Source organism: Shewanella sp. GD04112, assembly GCF_029835735.1.
Classification (GTDB): domain Bacteria; phylum Pseudomonadota; class Gammaproteobacteria; order Enterobacterales; family Shewanellaceae; genus Shewanella.
In genome coordinates this window covers 3683418-3702707 of sequence record NZ_JAOEAL010000001.1, presented here as the reverse complement: position 1 = coordinate 3702707, position 19290 = coordinate 3683418, and the positions used below count along the sequence as shown (strand labels likewise).

Sequence of the window (19290 nt, the reverse complement as noted above, 5' to 3'; positions counted from 1 at the left end):
CGTCTCCGAAGATACTTAGTTTGCCAGTTTTGCCTTGAGCATGACTTCGAGTTTGCCTTGGTCGATGGCGAAGTTACGGATACCTTCTGCTAACTTGTCGACAGCCATAGGATCTTGGTTGAAGTCCCAGCGGAATTGCGCTTCGGTTAACGGCTCTCCGGCTGCAACTGTGGTGCTGGCAGGAATGAGTTTAGGTTGAATAGCAACGTGAGAGTTTGCCAGCTCTTCTAGCAATGAAGGGCCAATAGTCAGGCGGTCACAACCCGCTAATTCGATGATTTCACCGATATTACGGAAACTTGCACCCATGACGACAGTGTTATAGCCATGCTGTTTGTAGTAGTTGTAAATTTCAGTCACAGAAACGACACCTGGGTCGTTTACTGCGTCATAGTCTTTACCTGTGTCTTTTTTGTACCAGTCGAGGATGCGGCCAACGAATGGAGAAATTAAGTACACGCCAGCTTCTGCACAGGCACGTGCTTGAGCAAAGCTAAAGAGTAGGGTTAAGTTACAGTTGATGCCTTCTTGCTCTAACTCTTTGGCGGCACAAATGCCTTCCCACGTTGAGGCTAATTTGATCAGAATGCGAGATTTATCCACGCCCGCTTCTTGGTACAGACGTACTAATTTATGTGCTTTCGCAATGGATTTTTCTTTGTCGAAGGATAAGCGGGCATCCACTTCGGTTGAAATTCGGCCTGGAACCAGTTTCAGAATTTCCACGCCAATATTTACGGCAAGTTTATCGCTGGCATCATCAATCTGTTGCTCAATATCAGCACTTTGTAATTTAGCCCATGCGATAGCATTGTCGATTAGAGCGCTATACTCGGGAATTTGAGCCGCTTTTAGAATGAGTGATGGGTTGGTCGTTGCGTCTTCTGGCTGATAGCGTTTAATCGCTTCAATATCGCCAGTATCGGCCACAATCGTAGTGTATGACTTGAGTTGCTCTAATGTATTTGCCATGAAAAACATCCTTCTCAGATAGCGGTCTAAACTCAGAAATGAACTGATGACTATTAGAAGCGATTTTGCCAACTTTTCCAACCATCAATGTAAAAAAATTACAAAAATGGTAAAACGATATCGTATTGGCATGAAAGCTGTGATTGTATTGCAACGACATGTAAGCATCATCAGATTGCATAGTGTAGATGTTATAAAAACAAAAAGTCGCTGCAAGCAGCGACTTTTTTATTCTTAAGAGTGCAATTACTTCAGAACAGGTTGTTTTTCAGTAGTTGTCACGATAGCTTCGATGCGGCGGTTTGCAGCATGAGCTTCTTTAGTGTCACCAGCGACTAATGGCTTAGTGATACCGTAACCGTTAGAAGTTACACGGCTTTGGCTGATACCATATTTTTCAACAAGGATCTTCGCAACAGCGTCAGCACGCTTGTCAGACAGAGTCATGTTGTAGTCTGGTTTACCTACGTTAGAAGCGTGACCAGCAATTTCAACTGTGAACTCTGGGTTTTTGTTCATGTAGTTAGCCAGTCTTTCGATGTCTTTGTAGTACTCTTTCTTCACTACAGCAGAATCGTTAGCAAACTGGATAGAACCTACATCTTCTTGCTTCTTAACGTTTTCATAGATAGTACAGCCAACAGAGTCAACTTTGTGAGTTGCTGGAGTTGCTGGGCACTGATCTTTATCGTCGTAAACGCCATCGTTGTCAGAGTCAACTGGTGTTGCAGCAACAACGGCTGCAGCTACTGGAGCGGCAGGAGAACCGAAACGGTAGCTTAATTCTAAGCCCCAGTAGTTGCTGTCAGCATTTACTGGAACGATCGCACTGGCACCAGCGTTATCGTCTAAGTTTTCGTAGCGACGGTACTTAGCTTGTAACTTCAGGTTATCAGTGAAGTTATAACCAACACCTGCACCGAAGTAAGGTGCAAAGTCGTTTTCGCTGTAAGAACTAGAAACGCCACCAACGCGTTGGTTGTTTTCTAGGGTGTAGTACATTGCGCCAGCTTCAGCAGATAGGCTCCAACGGTTACCTAGTGGCCATACACCAACTAAGCCAAGAGTTGCACCTTTAACGTCTGCATCATTGCCAATGCCTGCATAGGTCCAATCTGCACTACCTAGATCACGATAGCCGATTTCAGCACCAAAGTAGTCATTAAACATATAGCCTGCGAAGATGTCCCATGCGTATGGGTTGTCATCGCCGTTGTCAGTTGCAATGTGTTCATAGTTATTAACGCCTAAACCTGCACCAACATACCAAGGTGTTAACTCTTGAGATGCACTGGCAGCAAGTGGAAGCATTGATGTAAGCAAAACTACTTTTAATGTATTCTTCATCATTTTCTCTAAGTCCATTGTTTATGATTCTCCACCAATATGCTTTGCGGGTTTTTATGCAAAACATTGCTAGCACTTAGTGTGGGGATCCTTTGGTATTGTAGCCAGCGATTAATTATCACCGCATTTGTTAAAACTTTCCAGTGTTCAGTCTGAAGTTTTTTTATCGAATAGCATTTTGTTTCTTATTTTGGATGTTAAAAAGGCATCCCTGAGGATGCCTTTTTTGTATTGTGTTTGTTAATTTAATTGAGTGTTAGCGTGTCCAAACCCAATTCTCAATTTCAACAGGGTCAACACCATGTGCTTTAATATAGTTACGGTGGTCAACGAGTCGTTGCAGCATATCTGTAGTGATTGAAACATGCTTAGTTTCGTCAATAACGCCCTGTTGGAATAGTTTGTAAGCCATATCAATAACAAGGTGATAGCGAGAAGTACCATTACGCACACCCATATCAAATGGTGTTGTTGTTGAACCTTCTTCTTCGTAGCCTTTAATTCTGAAACGGCGGCTTCCTTTGTAATCAAAAATTAACTTTTTGATCGTATTTGGATAACCATGATAGTTAAATACAACCCCTTTATCTTGGGTAAATATTTCATCCATCATCCATGGTTTTTCTTTAAATTTACGGCTGCCTAAGCCATCACTGCTTAATTCGGTTACGCTGACAAAGCGAATTCTGACTCTTGGTAAGAGTTCACGAATAATCACTAAAGAGGCCATACATTCTTGAGTGACATAATCACCACAACCCGCAAGCACGATATCTGGATTTTCATCTGAAGCAAAATCCCACACCATCACACCGTCTTTAGCTTGTTTGCGTGCTTCTTCTAAACTCAGCCACTGTGGTAGCTCTTTTTTACCAGCAACTAGGATGTTTAGTTTGTCACGATCCGCAAAGGCACGTTCGGTATAAACTAAGGTGCTGTTTGCATCAGCAGGTAAATAAGCAGAGATAATCTTTGGATGCTTTTCTAACATCGCACCGAGGAACGATGGGTTTTGATGCGAGTAACCGTTGTGATCCTGACGCTCTAATAATGAAGAAAGTACTACGTTACACGCTGGTAAAGGTTTGCGGAAATGCACCCCTTGGCTGGCATAAACATATTTACAGTATTGGTCGGCCATTGAAGATACAACCTGTGAGAAAGACTCATAGGTTGGGAACATGCCGTGGCGACCTGTTACTGTGTAGCCATGTAACATACCAAATAGTAAGTTCTCAGAGAGTAACTCGAGTACGCGGCCATCACGAGACATATCTTCGTCCCAGCTTTCAATTGGCCATTGCCATGCGCGGTCAGTTTCTTCAAATACCGCTTGCAGTTGGTTTGAATAGGTTTCATCTGGGCTAAAGATACGTAAGTTACGTTGGTCACGGTTTAGTTTGAATGCGTCACGCATCCATTGACCCATTTTCAGCATGGAGTAACCGCGGTGTCCGCGTGGCACTTCTGGGCCATAGCTGAGTTTTTCTAGATCTGGATTAGATAACGCTCTAACAACTTCCCCGCCATAAGTGAGATGTTGGCGACCACAGGCTAAATGTTTTGGTGGGATCAGCGAGCCAATATCCGCATCAAAAATCAGTTCACCTTGAGCATTGATTTGATAAAGCTCTTGGAACTGGTAGCTGGCTAACCAGTTATCCAATGCAGTTAAGTGGCCTTTATCGGTCGCACATTTGTTGACGATAACTTGGTGCGATTCGCAGTTACCTTCTAGTTTTGTGCCGTTATATTCGCTTACACCTGTCCAGCCTTTGGCGGTGCGCATTAAAATCACCGGCCAGCGAGGTTTGACAATATCTTCACCCTTGCGAGCTCGGGTTTGGATATCATTGATCATGCTATAAGCAGTATCCATGGCTGCAGCCATTTGGACGTAGATATCTTCTTCCGCTTCGCTGTCAACAATAATAGGGTGATAGCCAAGACCGCGGAATTCAAGATCTAACTCTTCATGGCTCATGCGTCCCATACGGGTTGGGCCTGAAATCTTATAGCCGTTGATATGCACGATTGGTAACACTGCGCCGTTGGTGGCGGGGGAGACTAAACGGTTCGCATACCAAGAGGCTGCTAGAGGACCGGTTTCTGATTCACCGTCACCTACTAATACGGTTGCGATAAGATCAGGATTGTCTAATACAGCTCCCCAACCTACAGCTAACGAGTAACCTAATTCGCCCCCTTCAAGAATTTGACCGGGTGCTTCAGGGTTAGCGTGAGAAGGGTAACCATAGGCTGCCGAAAACTTCTTACAGATATCTTCAATACCAGTTTCATTATAAGGAATGGTTTCTGGATAAAAGTGGCTGAGTGAGCCTTCGATGAATAGGTTAGCTTGTACTGCGGGGAAACCATGGCCTGGGCCGACTAAGTAAATGAAAGGACGATTATGTTTTACAATGAGTCGGTTGACGTTGGCATAAACGAAGTTGATCCCTGGACAAGTCCCCCAGTGGCCGAGCAGGCGAGGTTTAATGTCCGAATGCGCAAGTGGGCGCTTATGTAATACGTTTTGCTTTAGGTAAATCTGAGAGGTGGCGAGGAAGTTAGTGGCTCTTACATACTTTTTAAGAGCATTTATCTCATGTGTTGTCGTCATATTAAGCCTCACTAGAGCAGACGGAATTGAACTGTGTTGTGTTGGGGTTACTATATTTGTAATTTTCTTACAAAAATGTGTCCTGCATCCAAATTTTAAAACTTGTGTTTGTCGTTAACGCATGTGGACTAAGTTTGTTAAATTGTTAATTTAATATTAACAGTGACTTATCTAAGCTTTACGAGTGTGAGATTGTCGCTATTTAACGATACAAACCTAGGCTTGATCACATGAGTAATTTCGAATACTGTGCTATTTTGCTGCGTTGAATTCGGTAGCCGTGATGTTGTAAATTCACGGAAGGATAATTTGAAAGAATAAATCTACCGATATTCTTACCTTTATTTGGAAGGATTCATTCACCACAAATGTTGCACCTCGCTAAGTATAGGTGGAGGCGGGCATTTGCTACGGGAAGAAGTAAAATAATATGTTAGAAACGATTGTAAACTTTTTGAACGCACTGCTCTGGGGCAAATTGCTCGTTTATGGACTGGTGGGTGCGGGGCTTTATTTCACCTTACGGCTTGTATTTATTCAACTTACTCACTTCAAGCACTCTCTAAAAGTCATGACCATGAGCCGCCAAGGCTGTGAAAGTGGACTGTCTTCATTCCAAGTATTCTGTACGAGTATGGCCGCTCGGGTTGGCGCCGGAAACATGGCTGGTGTTGCTGTGGCGATTGGCGCTGCTGGACCTGGCGCTGTGTTTTGGATGTGGCTTATTGCCATGTTGGGCATGGCAACCGCCATGGTGGAGTCGACGCTTGCACAAGTATATAAGGTACGAGATACCAACGGTCAGTTTCGCGGCGGTCCTTCCTATTATATGGAGAAGGGACTTGGACAGAGATGGATGGGGGTGTTGTTTGCTTTCTTCCTGATCATCGCCTTTGGTTTAGTGTTTAATGCGGTACAAGCCAATACCATTACGGGGGCAATGGAGCGGGTGTTTGGCTTCGACCCGACCTATGTCGGGATCGGCTTAGTGTTAGCCAGTGGTTTTGTGATAGTCGGTGGCTTACGTAAAGTTGCTCGAGTGTCTGAATTTATCGTGCCTATCATGGCACTGGCTTATATTCTGATTGCCTTTATTATTGTGTTGTTCAATTTAGATCAATTGCCAGCTGTAATCAGCTTGATTGTAAAGAGTGCTTTCGGTTGGCAAGAGGCCGCAGCAGGTGGAGTTGCTTATACGGTCGCTCAGGCCATGCAAGCGGGTATTGCCCGTGGTTTGTTTTCAAACGAGGCGGGGATGGGTAGTGCGGCAAACGTGGCTGCGAGTGCCTCGCCTAATCCTAATCATCCAGCATCCCAAGGTTTTGTGCAGATGATGGGAGTGTTTGTCGATACCATCGTTATCTGTACCGCAACTGCGGCAATTATTTTGCTTTCAGGCGATATTGGTTCTAGCGATGACGGCATTCGTCTCACCATCAATGCGATGTCAAACCACGTTGGAGATTGGGGCGGCGCCTTTATTGCGATAGCCATTTTCCTATTCTGCTTTACCTCTATCATTGCTAACTATTCCTACGCCGAAACCAATGTGATGTTTTTAACGGGTAATAGCACTAAGGCATTACCGCTATTTCGTCTGTGTGTATTAGCTATGGTGATGTTTGGTGCAGTGGCCAAAATCAGCTTAGTGTGGAACTTAGCAGACGTGTCTATGGGGCTAATGGCCACGGTCAATATTATTGCTTTGCTGCTGTTATCTGGCTTAGCAATACGGGTTATCAACGATTACTGTGAGCAATTGAAGAGTGGCAAAATGCCTGAGTTCGATCGCAGTAAGTTCCCCGAATTGATGGAACAACTCGATGATGGTATTTGGCAGGATAATAGTGCTAACGAGCAGGCGAAAACGCGTACAGAATCTGCGCTTAGTCGATAAACTCAAGTTCACTGATTAACGCTATCGGAAAAACCACGTCATCCGTACGTGGTTTTTTTATGCTTGTTCAGTATCATAGTGGCGTACTTTATTTGTTGGAGCGTGTTAATGTTGATTTTGGTTTCACCGGCGAAAACCCTAGATTTTGAGCAACCTCCCTTGACTCAAACCCACACTCGGCCCGATTTTTTAGCTTATAGCCAAGAGCTTATTCAAGTCTGCCAACGGTTAACCCCCAGTGACATAGCAACATTAATGAAGGTGAGCGATAACATCGCAGGTTTAAATGCCGCGCGTTTTGGGGAGTGGACACCCGATTACAGCATTGATAATGCTAAGCAGGCAATTTTTGCTTTTAGAGGCGATGTTTACACGGGGTTTGATGCTGATACGCTGACACCCGAACAGCTTGAACGGACTCAGTCACAGCTGCGCATTTTATCTGGGCTCTATGGTTTACTGCGGCCATTGGATTTAATTTTACCTTATCGCTTAGAAATGGGGACTGCGCTTGCCAATCCTAAAGGTATGAATCTCTACGATTTTTGGGGTAATACTCTCACTGAAGCGGTCAACAATGCGGTTGCTGCGCAGGGCGATGACATCATTATCAATCTTGCGTCCAATGAGTATTTCAAGGCGATAAAACCAAAACAATTAGCAGGTCAATTAATCACTCCTGTCTTTAAAGATTTTAAAAATGGCCAATATAAAGTCATCAGTTTTTTTGCTAAAAAAGCAAGGGGAATGATGGCAAGATATATCATTGACCAGCAAGTGAGTTCTATTGATGAATTAAAAGCGTTTGATGTGGCAGGTTATTACTACAGTGAAGAATTGAGTAAACCGAATGAGCCAACATTCTTGCGTGAAGCGCAGTAATTCATAAATGCGTTAAATCACAAGAGCAGCCTAGGCTGCTCTTGTGATTTACGAAGGATGTGCTGGCGGAAGATTATTTCGACTCAGTACTAATCGGTGTTAACACAAGATTCGAGTTCGCCATGATATAGGCAAATTGAGCATATGCCGCCACATTTTGTGCGAGCGCTTTAGGATCGATTTTATCTAAGGTGTCGTTAGGTGTATGGTGATAATCGAAGTAATCGTGGCCATCCTGTCTTAATGACGCAACCGGCACGCCTAATGCGGGCAACATGGAGACATCAGGCCCGCCAGAGGCTTGATTATTACCAAGGGCGACACCGTTATATGTCATTGGCTTTATGCTCTCTTGGACTTGTGCAAAAACGCTGTCATTTACCTTAGTATCGATTTGATAAATCGGGCCTGCGCCAAAATCCGATTCGGCAGCAATATAATGCAGAGGTAGCTCGGCTTTATGTGCTTCAGCATAAGCTTTGCCTCCCACTAAGCCAATTTCTTCGGCAGCGTAAAGTACCACTCGTACAGTTCGGGCAGGTTTTTGAGGAAGATCTTGAATATGTTTCGCCGCGGCAGTCACAATCGCAACGCCAGCGCCATCGTCAATTGCCCCCGTCCCTTCATCCCAAGAATCTAAATGGGCGCCAATCAGCACGATTTCGTCAGGTTTACTACTGCCAGTAACTTCTGCAATCACGTTATAAGAGGTATTTGTACCTAAATCCTTCGGTGACATATGCAGCTCGAGCACCGCATTGGGATCGCGTTTTAACATGGCATCGATTAAATCGGCATCGGGATTTGACATCGCCGCCGCAGGGATTTTAGCCACACCATCTTGATAACGCATCACGCCAGTGTGAGCCATGCGGTCATGGTCGGTGCCAATCGAGCGAATAACGATTGCAACGGCTCCCTTTTGTGCTGCTGCGACTGCGCCTTTCGAGCGGCCGCCGACACTTTTGCCATAACCTTCACCCGTGATGTGACGTTCAGTTTTTTGATCGATAAAGGCAATCTTGCCTTTTACATCTTCTGGGTTTGCCGCTTGCAGTGCCGCAAGGCTATCAAAACGAGCAATTTTAGCCTTAATACCTTCAATTGGCGTTGCAACACTTCCACCTAGAGCTGTGATCACTAAAGGTTGTTCCACCGGAGAGATGATCTTGGCTTTGGCTTCACCACGTTCCCAAATAGGAACCTGTACTGGCTCTTTATAGACCTTATCAAACCCGAGACTGGTTAACTTATTCATTGCCCAGTTCACGGCAATAATGTCTTTTGGACTACCAGCAAGGCGCGGTCCTACTTCTACCGTAAGAGATTCGACTATGTCATATCCCAAGGATGAAGCTAAAGCGGTTTGTTGTAATTGAGAAGGTATATCTGTTTTGACTGGTATTTCGATATGAGTTTGGCAAGCGCTCAAACCACTAATAAAAAGGCCTGTTATCAAAGTTGCTTGGTAGGATTTCATAGGTTTCCTTTGTTTTTATTAAGCATGTCCCACTTTTGAAAACAATCTAGCAAAAAGTGTGCTTTATGTCCCGACTATATCTGTAAGGCAACGCTATATTAGCGCAGGGGTTAGTTTTAGGAGAAAAAGTGCGTAATGAATATTGAATTAATGCAGGAGCGAGCCGATCATGCCGTAGTGCTATTAAAAGCACTCGCGAACGAACGCCGTTTATTTATCCTTTGTTATTTATTGAGCGAAGGTGAAATGTGCGTTGGCGAAATGAATAAAAAATTAGGCTTAAGTCAATCGGCACTATCACAACACCTTGCTTGGTTACGCAAAGATAATTTAGTAACCACACGCAAAGAAGCGCAAACCGTATTTTATTCGCTTAAGAGTGATGAAGTGCGGGAGATGATCCATTTACTGAACAATATTTATTGTCATTAATGATAATCATTAGATATAAAAAAACCGGCAATTGCCGGTTTTTTTTATTCACTAAGAAAATTAAGCAGCCAGTGCTTTGATCTTAGCGTTCAAACGAGCCTTATGACGGGCAGCTTTATTCTTGTGAATAAGGCCTTTAGTCGCCATACGGTCAACGATTGGTTGTGCAGCAGCGAAAGCTTCAGTTGCTGTTTTGTGATCGCCAGCTTTGATAGCAGCGATTACTTTTTTAACGTATGTACGTAACATTGAGCGACGGCTGGCGTTGTGCTGACGACGCTTTTCAGATTGAAGCGCGCGCTTCTTTGCAGACTTGCTATTAGCCAAGGTGCAACTCCTAAAAACTGGATTTGATACTTTTAAAGGCCGAGGAATATGCCTGCATTTAGTCACTTTGTCAATGACTATGATTGAATAATCATCATAAAGATAAATTAATTCAACCCGCCTTGGCTATCTTCAACCCAACTCGTGTAATATGTGGCGCAATTCTAACAGCTATTGCCGCAGTGTGACAGAGCCTGAGTCGATTTTTTGAGATGAATCACCTAATCCATTCGATGTAGGTCTGGGGGACGTTTGAGTAAAAAATTATTGAAATCTGGCATGATTGTTAGTGCTATGACGTTGATTTCTCGTGTTTTAGGTTTGGTTCGAGATGTAGTTGTTGCCAATTTAATGGGGGCAGGGACAAGCGCCGACGTTTTTTTCTTCGCGAATAAAATTCCTAACTTTTTACGCCGATTATTTGCTGAGGGGGCTTTTGCTCAGGCATTTGTTCCCGTACTGACCGAGTATCAAGAAAAACACACTTCGGACGAGACTCGAGAGTTACTCAGTAAAGTGGCGGGAACCTTAGGGCTGTTGGTGACCATTGTGACGCTTGTCGGTGTCATCGCATCCCCCGTATTGTCAGCCTTATTTGGTGGCGGCTGGTTTGTGGCTTGGCTTAACAATGAACCCGATGGCGCTAAGTTTGAGCTGGCAACGGTAGTGCTTAAAATCACCTTCCCGTATCTGTGGTTTATCACCTTTACTGCGTTAGCGGGGTCTATTCTAAATACCCGCGGGCGTTTTGCGGTATCGGCCTTTACCCCAGTATTCTTAAACGTGGCTATTATTGCGGCGGCAATGTTTTTTGCGCCTACGTCTTCTCAGCCTGAAATTACCCTTGCTTGGGGTGTGTTTTGTGGCGGTTTAATTCAGTTTTTATTCCAAATTCCCTTCTTACTCAGGGAAAAGGCCTTAGTTAAACCTTCATGGGGTTGGAAGCATCCTGGTGTGGTGAAGATCAGAACCTTGATGATCCCTGCGCTGTTTGGGGTTTCAGTTTCACAAATCAATCTATTATTCGATACTTTTATCGCCAGCTTCCTCATGACGGGCTCCATCAGCTGGCTGTACTATTCAGACCGCTTATTAGAATTTCCACTCGGTTTATTCGGTATCGCCATTGGCACCGTGATTTTACCTGCTTTATCTCGCAATCATGTGAATGCCGAAGGGGATGGCTTTGGTAAAACCATGGATTGGGGTATTAAGGCAATTCTGTTATTAGGATTACCCGCCATGATGGGGTTGATTGTGCTCGCCCAGCCCATGCTGATGGTGTTGTTTATGCGCGGCGCCTTCTCCATTCAAGACGTCGAGATGGCATCCTACAGCTTGATGGCTTATGGCAGTGGTTTACTCAGTTTTATGCTTATCAAAGTGTTAGCGCCTGGATATTACTCACGCCAAGACACAAAGACCCCTGTGCGTTACGGCATTATCGCCATGATCACTAACATGGGCTTTAACCTCATTTTTGCGATTCCCTTTGGTTATGTTGGCTTAGCGATTGCGACATCGATGTCGGCTTTACTGAATGCGACCCTTTTATATCGCGGCCTACACAAAGCGGGTGTTTACCGAATTTCTAAGCCAACAGTGGTGTTTTTCCTTAAAGCCGTGGTTTCAACGGCCTTGATGGTGGTAGTCTTGTACTATTTCTTACCCACGCAATCCCAATGGTTGGAATGGCAGTTAGTTGGGCGTGCTAAGGCTTTGATTGGTTTGATTGCTGTTGGCGCTATGACGTATTTACTTGGCTTATTGGCGTTAGGAATTCGTCCTTGGTCAATGAAACGGGGAGTTTGATTGCTGATTCTTATCGTTAGCTGTTATATAATCAGCCGATTTGCGCTTGGCAGTTGTCTAAAGTTATGGAATTAATCCGCGGTATACATAACATTTTGTCATCCCACCATGGCTGTGTGCTGACGATAGGTAATTTTGATGGTGTGCATCGCGGCCATGCACAGGTGATTGCTAATCTGGTGCAAAAGGCCAAACAGCTCTCGCTACCGCCGACTGTGATGACATTTGAACCTCAACCACAGGAGTTATTCCGTGGTGAGAATGCGCCCGCGCGTCTGAGCCTATTGCGGGACAAAATCATCCTGCTCGATGAGTTAGGCGTTGAACGGTTAGTGTGTGTTAACTTCAATCGCGCCTTTGCGGACCAACCAGCGGAGCATTTCATCGAAGAACTGCTGGTGCGTAAACTTGGGGTGAAGTACCTCGTTGTCGGCGATGACTTTTGCTTCGGTCAAGGCAGAAAAGGCAATTTTGAAATGCTGATGCAGGCGGGAGCACGTTATGGCTTTACCGTGGTCAGCACCCAGAGTTTTATGGTGGGCTCGCAGCGCGTGAGTTCGACCGCAGTAAGAGAACAATTAGCTAAAGGAAACCTAGAGCAGGCAAGGCGCCTACTCGGTCATCCCTTTACCTTAAGCGGCCGCGTGGCCCACGGCCAAAAAATTGGTCGAACCATAGGTTTCCCCACCGCCAATATCGCCCTCAAACGCAATGTGGTGCCGGTGCGCGGGGTGTTTGCGGTGAAACTCTATTGGGAAGATAGCGATATTTATGAAGGGGTTGCCAACATTGGCTTCCGCCCGACCGTAAATGGTCAAGTTTGCCAGCTCGAGGTGCATCTTTTTGATTTTGAAGGTGACATTTATGGCAAGCATGTTGAGGTTGAGTTAGTGGCAAAACTTCGCGATGAACAACCCTTTGATTCATTGGATGCACTAAAACAACAGATTTTGAATGATGCAAATGAGGCCAGAGCTTTATTTGGTAACGATGCAGGCTGATATTTATCAGTTTAATTAACGGTATAGGATCAATGAGCGACTATAAATTTACTTTGAATTTGCCGGAAACTGAGTTTCCGATGCGTGGTAATTTGGCAAATCGCGAGCCAGAGATGTTAGAGCGCTGGACGAAAGACGGTCTGTATCAGCAGATCCGTGATAGCCGAATTGGCCGCACACCTTTTATTTTGCATGACGGCCCACCGTATGCGAACGGCAGCATTCATATTGGTCACTCAGTAAACAAAATTCTTAAGGACATTATTGTTAAGTCAAAAACCATGTCAGGTTTTGACGCGCCTTATGTGCCTGGTTGGGATTGCCACGGTCTGCCAATTGAATTGAAAGTTGAGCAAAAAGTCGGTAAGCCTGGTCAAAAAATTTCTGCGGCCGAATTCCGCGAAGAATGTCGTAAATATGCGGCTGAGCAAGTCGATGGTCAACGTGCTGACTTTATTCGTTTAGGCGTGCTGGGCGATTGGCAAAAGCCTTATTTAACGATGGACTTTGCTACCGAAGCCAATATCGTACGCTCTCTATCAAAAGTGATTGAAAACGGTCACTTACATAAAGGTGTTAAACCGGTTCATTGGTGTACAGACTGTGGTTCTGCATTGGCCGAAGCCGAAGTTGAATACGAGGATAAAACCTCTCCCGCTATCGATGTGGCTTTTACTGCGACTGATAGCAAAGCTGTTGCCGCTCAGTTTGGTGTAAGCGATTACTCACATGCTGTGGCTATGGTGATTTGGACTACTACACCTTGGACACTACCAGCTAACCGCGCGTTATCTATCAGCCCTGAGCTGGATTACAGCTTGGTTGAGTTTGTGAAAGAAGGCGCGACTCACGCGGTTATTCTGGCCGACGTGTTAGTTGAAGCGTGTATGACGCGTTACGGTGCCGAGAGCCACAGTGTGTTAGGTAAAGTTAAAGGCGCAGCGCTTGAGCTGGTTCGCTTTAAGCATCCATTCTTAGCCTTTGACGTGCCTGCGATTTTAGGCGACCACGTGACGACTGACGCGGGTACGGGTGTGGTTCACACGGCACCTGGCCATGGTCAAGACGACTTCGTGGTAGGTCAAAAATACGGTTTAGAAGTGGCAAACCCTGTTGGCGATAACGGTGTTTACAAACCTGACACTGAGTTTTTTGCCGGTCAACATGTATTTAAAGCAAACGACAATGTGGTTGCGCTGCTGAAAGAAAAAGGCGCACTATTACACCATGTTGCATACCGTCACAGCTATCCACACTGCTGGCGCCATAAAACGCCCATTATCTTCCGTGCTACGCCGCAATGGTTTATCTCAATGGATAACCACAACCTGCGCAAGCAAGCATTAAGCGAAATTGAGCAGACTCAGTGGATCCCTGACTGGGGCCAAAGCCGCATCGAAAAGATGGTTGAGAATCGCCCTGATTGGTGTATCTCCCGTCAACGTACTTGGGGCGTGCCAATTACATTATTCGTACACCGCGAAACCGAAGAGCTGCACCCTGACAGCGTGTCGTTAATGGCACGTGTAGCCAACCGCATTGAGCAAGAAGGCATCCAAGCTTGGTGGGATCTCGATGCTGCCGAATTACTGGGTGAAGAAGCCGAACAATACCGTAAAGTGACCGATACCTTGGACGTATGGTACGACTCAGGTTCAACCTTTGCTTCTGTGGTTGGTGCGCGTCCAGAGTTTCATGGTCATGGCGTCGATTTATACCTCGAAGGTAGCGACCAACACCGTGGCTGGTTTATGTCATCATTGATGATTTCTACTGCGATGACTGGCAAAGCTCCTTACAAGCAAGTGCTGACCCACGGCTTTACCGTTGATGGTAAAGGTCGCAAGATGTCGAAATCTATCGGTAACGTCATTGCGCCGCAGCAAGTCACCAACAAGTTAGGTGCGGACATTCTGCGTCTTTGGGTTGCGGCGACCGACTACAGCGGTGAAATGACGGTATCGGATGAAATCTTAAACCGTAGCGCCGATGCTTATCGCCGTATTCGTAACACCGCTCGCTTCTTACTAGCGAACCTTAATGGCTTCGATCCAGCTAAGGACTTAGTGGCAGTAGAAGATATGGTGGCGTTAGACCGTTGGGCGGTGCGCCGCGCGGCAGCTCTGCAACAAGAAATCATTGAAGCTTACGAGCAATATAACTTCCATATTGTGACGCAAAAATTGATGCAATTCTGCTCGGTTGAGCTAGGTAGCTTCTACTTAGACATCATCAAAGATCGTCAATATACCGCGAAGCAAGAGGGCCATGCCCGCCGTAGCTGCCAATCGGCACTGTTTCACATTGCTGAGGCCATGGTGCGTTGGATTGCCCCAATCCTAAGCTTTACTGCCGATGAAGTGTGGCAATTACTGCCAGGTCAACGTGATGCTTACGTGTTTACCCAAGAATGGTATCAAGGTCTGCAATCTATCACTTTAGATACAGATCTCAGCGATGCGTACTGGGAAAATCTGCTGACTGTGCGTAACGAAGTCAACAAGGTCATCGAGCAAGCACGCCGTGATAAACGTATTGGTGGCTCCTTAGAAGCCGAAGTCACACTGTTTGCTGATGCGGCATTAACTGAACAGTTAACGCACATTGGTGATGAGCTGCGTTTCGTCCTGTTGACCTCTGAAGCCAAAGTATTGCCATTGGCGGATGCGACAAGCGATGCCGTTGAAACCGAACTTGTGTCATTGAAGTTAGTGGTAAATGCGACAACAGCAGAGAAATGCGAACGTTGTTGGCACCATAGGGAAGAAGTGGGCACGATTGAGGCTCACCCAACGCTGTGCCATCGCTGCGTAACCAATATTGAAGGTGACGGCGAAGTTCGTCTGTTTGCGTAAAGGATCTGTATGCCATTAACTTGGAAAGACAGTGGCTTACGTTGGTATTGGGTAGTTGTATTGGTGTTTTTGGCCGATCAACTATCCAAGCAATGGGTCTTAGCCAATTTTGATTTGTTCGAATCGGTGAAGTTATTACCTTTTTTTAATTTCACCTATGTACGTAACTATGGCGCCGCATTTAGCTTCTTAAGTGAAGCGGGCGGTTGGCAACGTTGGTTATTTACCCTAGTGGCCGTTGGTTTCAGTACCTTGTTGACTGTGTGGCTGCGCAAGCAATCTGCATCCCTATGGAAGTTAAATTTGGCTTACACCTTAGTGATTGGTGGCGCCCTAGGTAACTTAATCGATCGATTGATGCATGGTTTTGTGGTGGATTTTATCGATTTTTATTGGGGTAAGAGCCATTATCCTGCCTTTAATATCGCTGATTCCGCGATTTTTATCGGCGCAGTGCTGATCATTTGGGATTCGTTTTTTAACAGCAAATCCGAACAAGATAAAACCGAAGAGGTGAAGTAGTGACTGTGACACGTTCGTTATTGTGCCATATGAATATTGTGCTTGAAGATGGTTCAACTGCCGATAGCACTAAAGCCTCGGGTAAGCCAGCACGTTTAAATATCGGCGATGGTACTTTAAGCCCTGCATTCGAAGCGCAGCTTGCTTCCTTAAATGAAGGCGACAAGCACAGATTTACGCTTGAAGCGGTTGATGCCTTTGGTGAGTCAAATCCCGATGCGATTCATTATATGGATAGAACCCGCTTCCCAGCCGATATGGAGCTAGAAGTGGGTGTTATCGTGAGTTTTGCTGGTCCTGGCGGCAGTGAGATCCCCGGAATTGTGCGTGAGGTTGCGGGCGATTCGATTACGGTCGATCTGAATCACCCTCTAGCGGGACGCAAAGTGACATTTGAACTCGACGTGGTGAAGGTACTGTAAGATGAAATTTGATCCTACCAGCCCAAGTTTAAATATTATGCTGGCTAATCCTCGCGGCTTTTGTGCTGGTGTGGATCGCGCCATTAGCATTGTTGAGCGTGCGCTCGAGTTATTTTCGCCGCCGATTTATGTTCGCCATGAAGTCGTGCATAACCGCTATGTGGTGCAAAATCTGAAGGATCGCGGTGCCGTATTTGTAGAAGAGTTAGACCAAGTACCGGATAACAATATTGTTATCTTCAGTGCGCATGGGGTTTCTCAGGCGGTACGCGCCGAGGCTAAGGCACGTGGTTTGCGGGTATTCGATGCGACTTGTCCGTTAGTCACCAAAGTTCATTTACAAGTGACCCGTGCGAGTCGCAAGGGGATTGAATGTATTTTGATTGGCCATGCGGGGCATCCTGAAGTTGAAGGCACCATGGGACAATACGATAACCCCAATGGTGGTGTTTATCTGATTGAGTCCCCGGCAGATGTCGAGACTTTACAAGTTCGCGATCCTAATAACCTCTGCTTCGTGACTCAAACAACGCTCTCGGTCGATGATACACTCGATATCATCAGCGCCTTATTGAAACGCTTCCCGTCCATCGAAGGCCCACGTAAGGATGATATTTGTTACGCGACGCAAAACCGTCAGGATGCGGTGCGTAACTTATCGGCCGATGTGGATCTGTTAATTGTGGTCGGTTCGAAAAACAGCTCTAACTCTAACCGCTTGCGTGAATTGGCATTGAAAACCGGAACTCAATCTTATCTAGTTGATACCGCAGATGATATAGATTCATCTTGGTTTGAAGATGTGACAAAAGTTGCAGTGACCGCTGGCGCATCGGCACCAGAAGTGCTGGTTCAGCAGGTGGTTCAAGCGATTGCAAAATTAGCACCGAGTGTCGTTACTGAAGTTGAAGGGCGCAAAGAAGATACCGTCTTTGCCGTACCTGCTGAACTACGTTAATTGATGTAGAAAATAGTCGTAAATTGAAAGAGGCCAATGGCCTCTTTTTTATTGTCTAAGTATGACTAAATTCAAACAAAGCATAATGAGATTGCAGCTTATATGCTATTGTTACTGGCCACTTACATTTTACTCATCTATTATTAACTGCTAATAATATTTTTATCGTAAGATTAAGATTTATAAAGGGTAAAAGACTGAAAAGTTTGTCAAAAATATGACTAAATTCGAACGATTGACACAGCGGAAATATCGACTGGGCTTCTCATTAATTGAAGTTCTAGTTGCATTGGTGATTCTCGTGATTGGTTTAATTGGTATTTTTAATTTACATGTCGTTGCTAAACGTGGCAGTTTTGAGTCTTTCCAACAAACTCAAGCTTCATACTATGCAAATGACATTATTAATAGAATGAAACTGAATCGAACTCAATTAGCTAATTATAGTGGAGAATATACTGGAACACTGACTAAGCCGAGTAAAGCATGTGATGTTGTTGTTGGGGCGGTCAGTTTATGTACGCCTGCTGAAACTGAAGCTTGGGATCTTTATCAATGGGAACAGAGTTTCATGGGCGCTGCAGAAATCGTTGATGGCCAAAATGTCGGTGGATTAGATACTCCAACAGCTTGTATAGCCATTGATGGAACGACGGTGACTGTTGCCGTGGCATGGAGAGGCATTCGTGAGGGCGCAGGCACAACATACACTGGTAATGAATGTGGTGAAGATCTTGGCACTCGTCGACGTCTTTTTGTCGTATCAACAGTGATTATTTAGGCGAGCAGACAAAATGACGAATTTTCAAAAGGGAATGTCGTTAGTGGAGTTAATGGTTTCGATGCTTATCGGGCTATTTCTTACGCTAGGGCTTTTCGCCATGTTTAGTATGTCTTCTTCAAATGTGGTAACGACTAGTCAATTCAACCAACTACAAGAGAATGGCCGGATTGCCTTGGCGTTGATGGAAAGAGATATTACCCAACTTGGTTTTATGGGGGATATTACGGGAACGGACTTTATTCTTGGAACGAATATGGCGCTAAGAGACGGCATTACCAATGATTGTATTGGTGCTGGTGTTAACAACGGTACATTGCCTAACGCCGAGCCTGCACACTTTAGACGTCTTTGGGGATATGAAGCTGGCAAAAGTGCAGAGAGTTTGACTTGCTTAAATGGTGTTAATCCGAATACGGATGTTATTCAAATTAAAAGGCTTATTGGGCCGCCAGTTACTAACCCTAATGGTGAACGTTATTATATGGCAGTCAATTCAAGTGAAGCAGTGTTATTTAAAGGGGGAAACCCTCCTAATCCTGCACTTGAAAATGCCCGCTTCTGGGAGTATCAGCATCATATATACTTCATAAAAAATGACGGCTCTGTGCCAGTATTAAGACGTAAAACACTCACTAAAAATAATGGCATGAATAACGAAGAACAATTAGTTGAGGGGATAGAGAATATGCGTATTCTCTATGGTTTTGATAATGATGGCGATGATACTGCTGATAGTTTTATGCCCGCCGAAAACGTGACTACGTTAATGTGGGATAATGAATTATTTCAGCGTTTAGTTGCGGTTAGGGTTTTCTTATTAGTTAGAGCAATCGATGAAGATAAAAGCTATACAAATGATACGACTTACACTTTAGGCGATAAGGAAATAAAAGGATTAAATGACCATTATCGGCGAAAAGTTGTTTCAACAACGATGGTGCTTGCCAATCCGGTGTTAATTAGAAATTAGAGGGTA

Annotated in this window: 16 protein-coding genes; 11 read left to right on the top strand and 5 right to left on the bottom strand. The window is 45.0% G+C overall.

The annotated features are described in order from the left end of the window. Positions 1–15: 15 nt before the first annotated feature. The 3 genes from tal to N7386_RS16315 form a co-directional block, all read right to left on the bottom strand. Positions 16–972: a transaldolase gene (tal, locus tag N7386_RS16325; RefSeq protein WP_126511744.1), complete on the bottom strand. Its 957-nt coding sequence runs from the start codon at positions 970–972 to the stop codon at positions 16–18. A gap of 246 nt (positions 973–1218) precedes the next feature. Next, entirely contained in the window at positions 1219–2337 is a 1119-nt protein-coding gene (locus tag N7386_RS16320; protein WP_167373567.1) for an OmpA family protein, read from the bottom strand. Positions 2338–2575: 238 nt separating this feature from the next. Then, positions 2576–4942, bottom strand: a complete 2367-nt coding sequence (locus N7386_RS16315; protein WP_023267627.1) for a phosphoketolase family protein — start codon at positions 4940–4942, stop codon at positions 2576–2578. Between the two features lie 430 nt (positions 4943–5372). Between N7386_RS16315 and N7386_RS16310 the strand changes: the two genes are divergently transcribed. Beyond that, a complete protein-coding gene (locus tag N7386_RS16310; RefSeq protein WP_023267626.1) occupies positions 5373–6839 on the top strand; it encodes a sodium:alanine symporter family protein in 1467 nt (488 codons plus the stop codon). Between the two features lie 108 nt (positions 6840–6947). Then, complete coding sequence (gene yaaA / locus N7386_RS16305) at positions 6948–7721, top strand: peroxide stress protein YaaA (RefSeq protein ID WP_279769711.1); 774 nt, start codon at positions 6948–6950, stop codon at positions 7719–7721. Between the two features lie 73 nt (positions 7722–7794). Here yaaA and N7386_RS16300 read toward each other — a convergent pair whose 3' ends face one another. Continuing rightward, positions 7795–9201 carry a M28 family metallopeptidase gene (locus N7386_RS16300; RefSeq protein WP_279769709.1) on the bottom strand — a complete coding sequence of 469 codons (1407 nt, stop codon included), beginning with the start codon at positions 9199–9201 and terminating at the stop codon, positions 7795–7797. A gap of 135 nt (positions 9202–9336) precedes the next feature. Between N7386_RS16300 and N7386_RS16295 the strand changes: the two genes are divergently transcribed. Then, a complete protein-coding gene (locus tag N7386_RS16295) occupies positions 9337–9633 on the top strand; it encodes a metalloregulator ArsR/SmtB family transcription factor (RefSeq protein WP_023267623.1) in 297 nt (98 codons plus the stop codon). Between the two features lie 60 nt (positions 9634–9693). On the opposite strand, the gene rpsT is transcribed toward N7386_RS16295, so the two are convergent. Further along, positions 9694–9960: a 30S ribosomal protein S20 gene (gene rpsT, locus N7386_RS16290; protein ID WP_011623708.1), complete on the bottom strand. Its 267-nt coding sequence runs from the start codon at positions 9958–9960 to the stop codon at positions 9694–9696. A 252-nt stretch (positions 9961–10212) separates the two neighbouring features. On the opposite strand from rpsT, the gene murJ reads away from it, so the two are divergent. The 8 genes from murJ to N7386_RS16250 all read left to right on the top strand — a co-directional run bounded on the left by murJ (position 10213) and on the right by N7386_RS16250 (position 19284). Then, positions 10213–11772 (top strand): murein biosynthesis integral membrane protein MurJ, encoded by a 1560-nt coding sequence (murJ, locus tag N7386_RS16285; RefSeq protein ID WP_279769706.1) that lies wholly within the window; start codon positions 10213–10215, stop codon positions 11770–11772. Positions 11773–11837: 65 nt separating this feature from the next. Beyond that, positions 11838–12773 carry a bifunctional riboflavin kinase/FAD synthetase gene (gene ribF / locus N7386_RS16280; RefSeq protein ID WP_023267621.1) on the top strand — a complete coding sequence of 312 codons (936 nt, stop codon included), beginning with the start codon at positions 11838–11840 and terminating at the stop codon, positions 12771–12773. 32 nt (positions 12774–12805) lie between these two features. Next, on the top strand, positions 12806–15628 hold the full coding sequence (gene ileS, locus N7386_RS16275) for an isoleucine--tRNA ligase (protein WP_279769704.1): 2823 nt from the start codon (positions 12806–12808) through the stop codon (positions 15626–15628). 9 nt (positions 15629–15637) lie between these two features. Beyond that, positions 15638–16150 (top strand): signal peptidase II, encoded by a 513-nt coding sequence (gene lspA / locus N7386_RS16270; RefSeq protein ID WP_011623704.1) that lies wholly within the window; start codon positions 15638–15640, stop codon positions 16148–16150. Further along, positions 16150–16572, top strand: a complete 423-nt coding sequence (fkpB, locus tag N7386_RS16265) for an FKBP-type peptidyl-prolyl cis-trans isomerase (protein WP_037429621.1) — start codon at positions 16150–16152, stop codon at positions 16570–16572. Before lspA ends, fkpB begins: the two co-directional genes overlap by 1 nt. 1 nt (position 16573) lies before the next feature. After that, positions 16574–17530: a 4-hydroxy-3-methylbut-2-enyl diphosphate reductase gene (gene ispH / locus N7386_RS16260; RefSeq protein WP_133182172.1), complete on the top strand. Its 957-nt coding sequence runs from the start codon at positions 16574–16576 to the stop codon at positions 17528–17530. 217 nt (positions 17531–17747) lie between these two features. After that, complete coding sequence (gene pilV, locus N7386_RS16255; protein ID WP_279769702.1) at positions 17748–18311, top strand: type IV pilus modification protein PilV; 564 nt, start codon at positions 17748–17750, stop codon at positions 18309–18311. 13 nt (positions 18312–18324) lie between these two features. Continuing rightward, entirely contained in the window at positions 18325–19284 is a 960-nt protein-coding gene (locus N7386_RS16250) for a PilW family protein (RefSeq protein ID WP_023267616.1), read from the top strand. Positions 19285–19290 lie beyond the last annotated feature (6 nt).

Excerpts from the sequence above, each read along its gene's own strand:
- lspA (WP_011623704.1), top strand. The coding sequence starts at position 15,638 with ATGCCATTAACTTGGAAAGACAGTGGCTTACGTTGGTATTGGGTAGTT.
- N7386_RS16295 (WP_023267623.1), top strand. The coding sequence starts at position 9,337 with ATGAATATTGAATTAATGCAGGAGCGAGCCGATCATGCCGTAGTGCTA.
- ileS (WP_279769704.1), top strand. The coding sequence starts at position 12,806 with ATGAGCGACTATAAATTTACTTTGAATTTGCCGGAAACTGAGTTTCCG.
- yaaA (WP_279769711.1), top strand. The coding sequence starts at position 6,948 with ATGTTGATTTTGGTTTCACCGGCGAAAACCCTAGATTTTGAGCAACCT.
- N7386_RS16315 (WP_023267627.1), bottom strand. The coding sequence starts at position 4,942 with ATGACGACAACACATGAGATAAATGCTCTTAAAAAGTATGTAAGAGCC.
- N7386_RS16250 (WP_023267616.1), top strand. The coding sequence starts at position 18,325 with ATGACGAATTTTCAAAAGGGAATGTCGTTAGTGGAGTTAATGGTTTCG.
- tal (WP_126511744.1), bottom strand. The coding sequence starts at position 972 with ATGGCAAATACATTAGAGCAACTCAAGTCATACACTACGATTGTGGCC.
- ispH (WP_133182172.1), top strand. The coding sequence starts at position 16,574 with ATGAAATTTGATCCTACCAGCCCAAGTTTAAATATTATGCTGGCTAAT.
- N7386_RS16310 (WP_023267626.1), top strand. The coding sequence starts at position 5,373 with ATGTTAGAAACGATTGTAAACTTTTTGAACGCACTGCTCTGGGGCAAA.
- ribF (WP_023267621.1), top strand. The coding sequence starts at position 11,838 with ATGGAATTAATCCGCGGTATACATAACATTTTGTCATCCCACCATGGC.
- pilV (WP_279769702.1), top strand. The coding sequence starts at position 17,748 with ATGACTAAATTCGAACGATTGACACAGCGGAAATATCGACTGGGCTTC.
- N7386_RS16320 (WP_167373567.1), bottom strand. The coding sequence starts at position 2,337 with ATGGACTTAGAGAAAATGATGAAGAATACATTAAAAGTAGTTTTGCTT.
- N7386_RS16300 (WP_279769709.1), bottom strand. The coding sequence starts at position 9,201 with ATGAAATCCTACCAAGCAACTTTGATAACAGGCCTTTTTATTAGTGGT.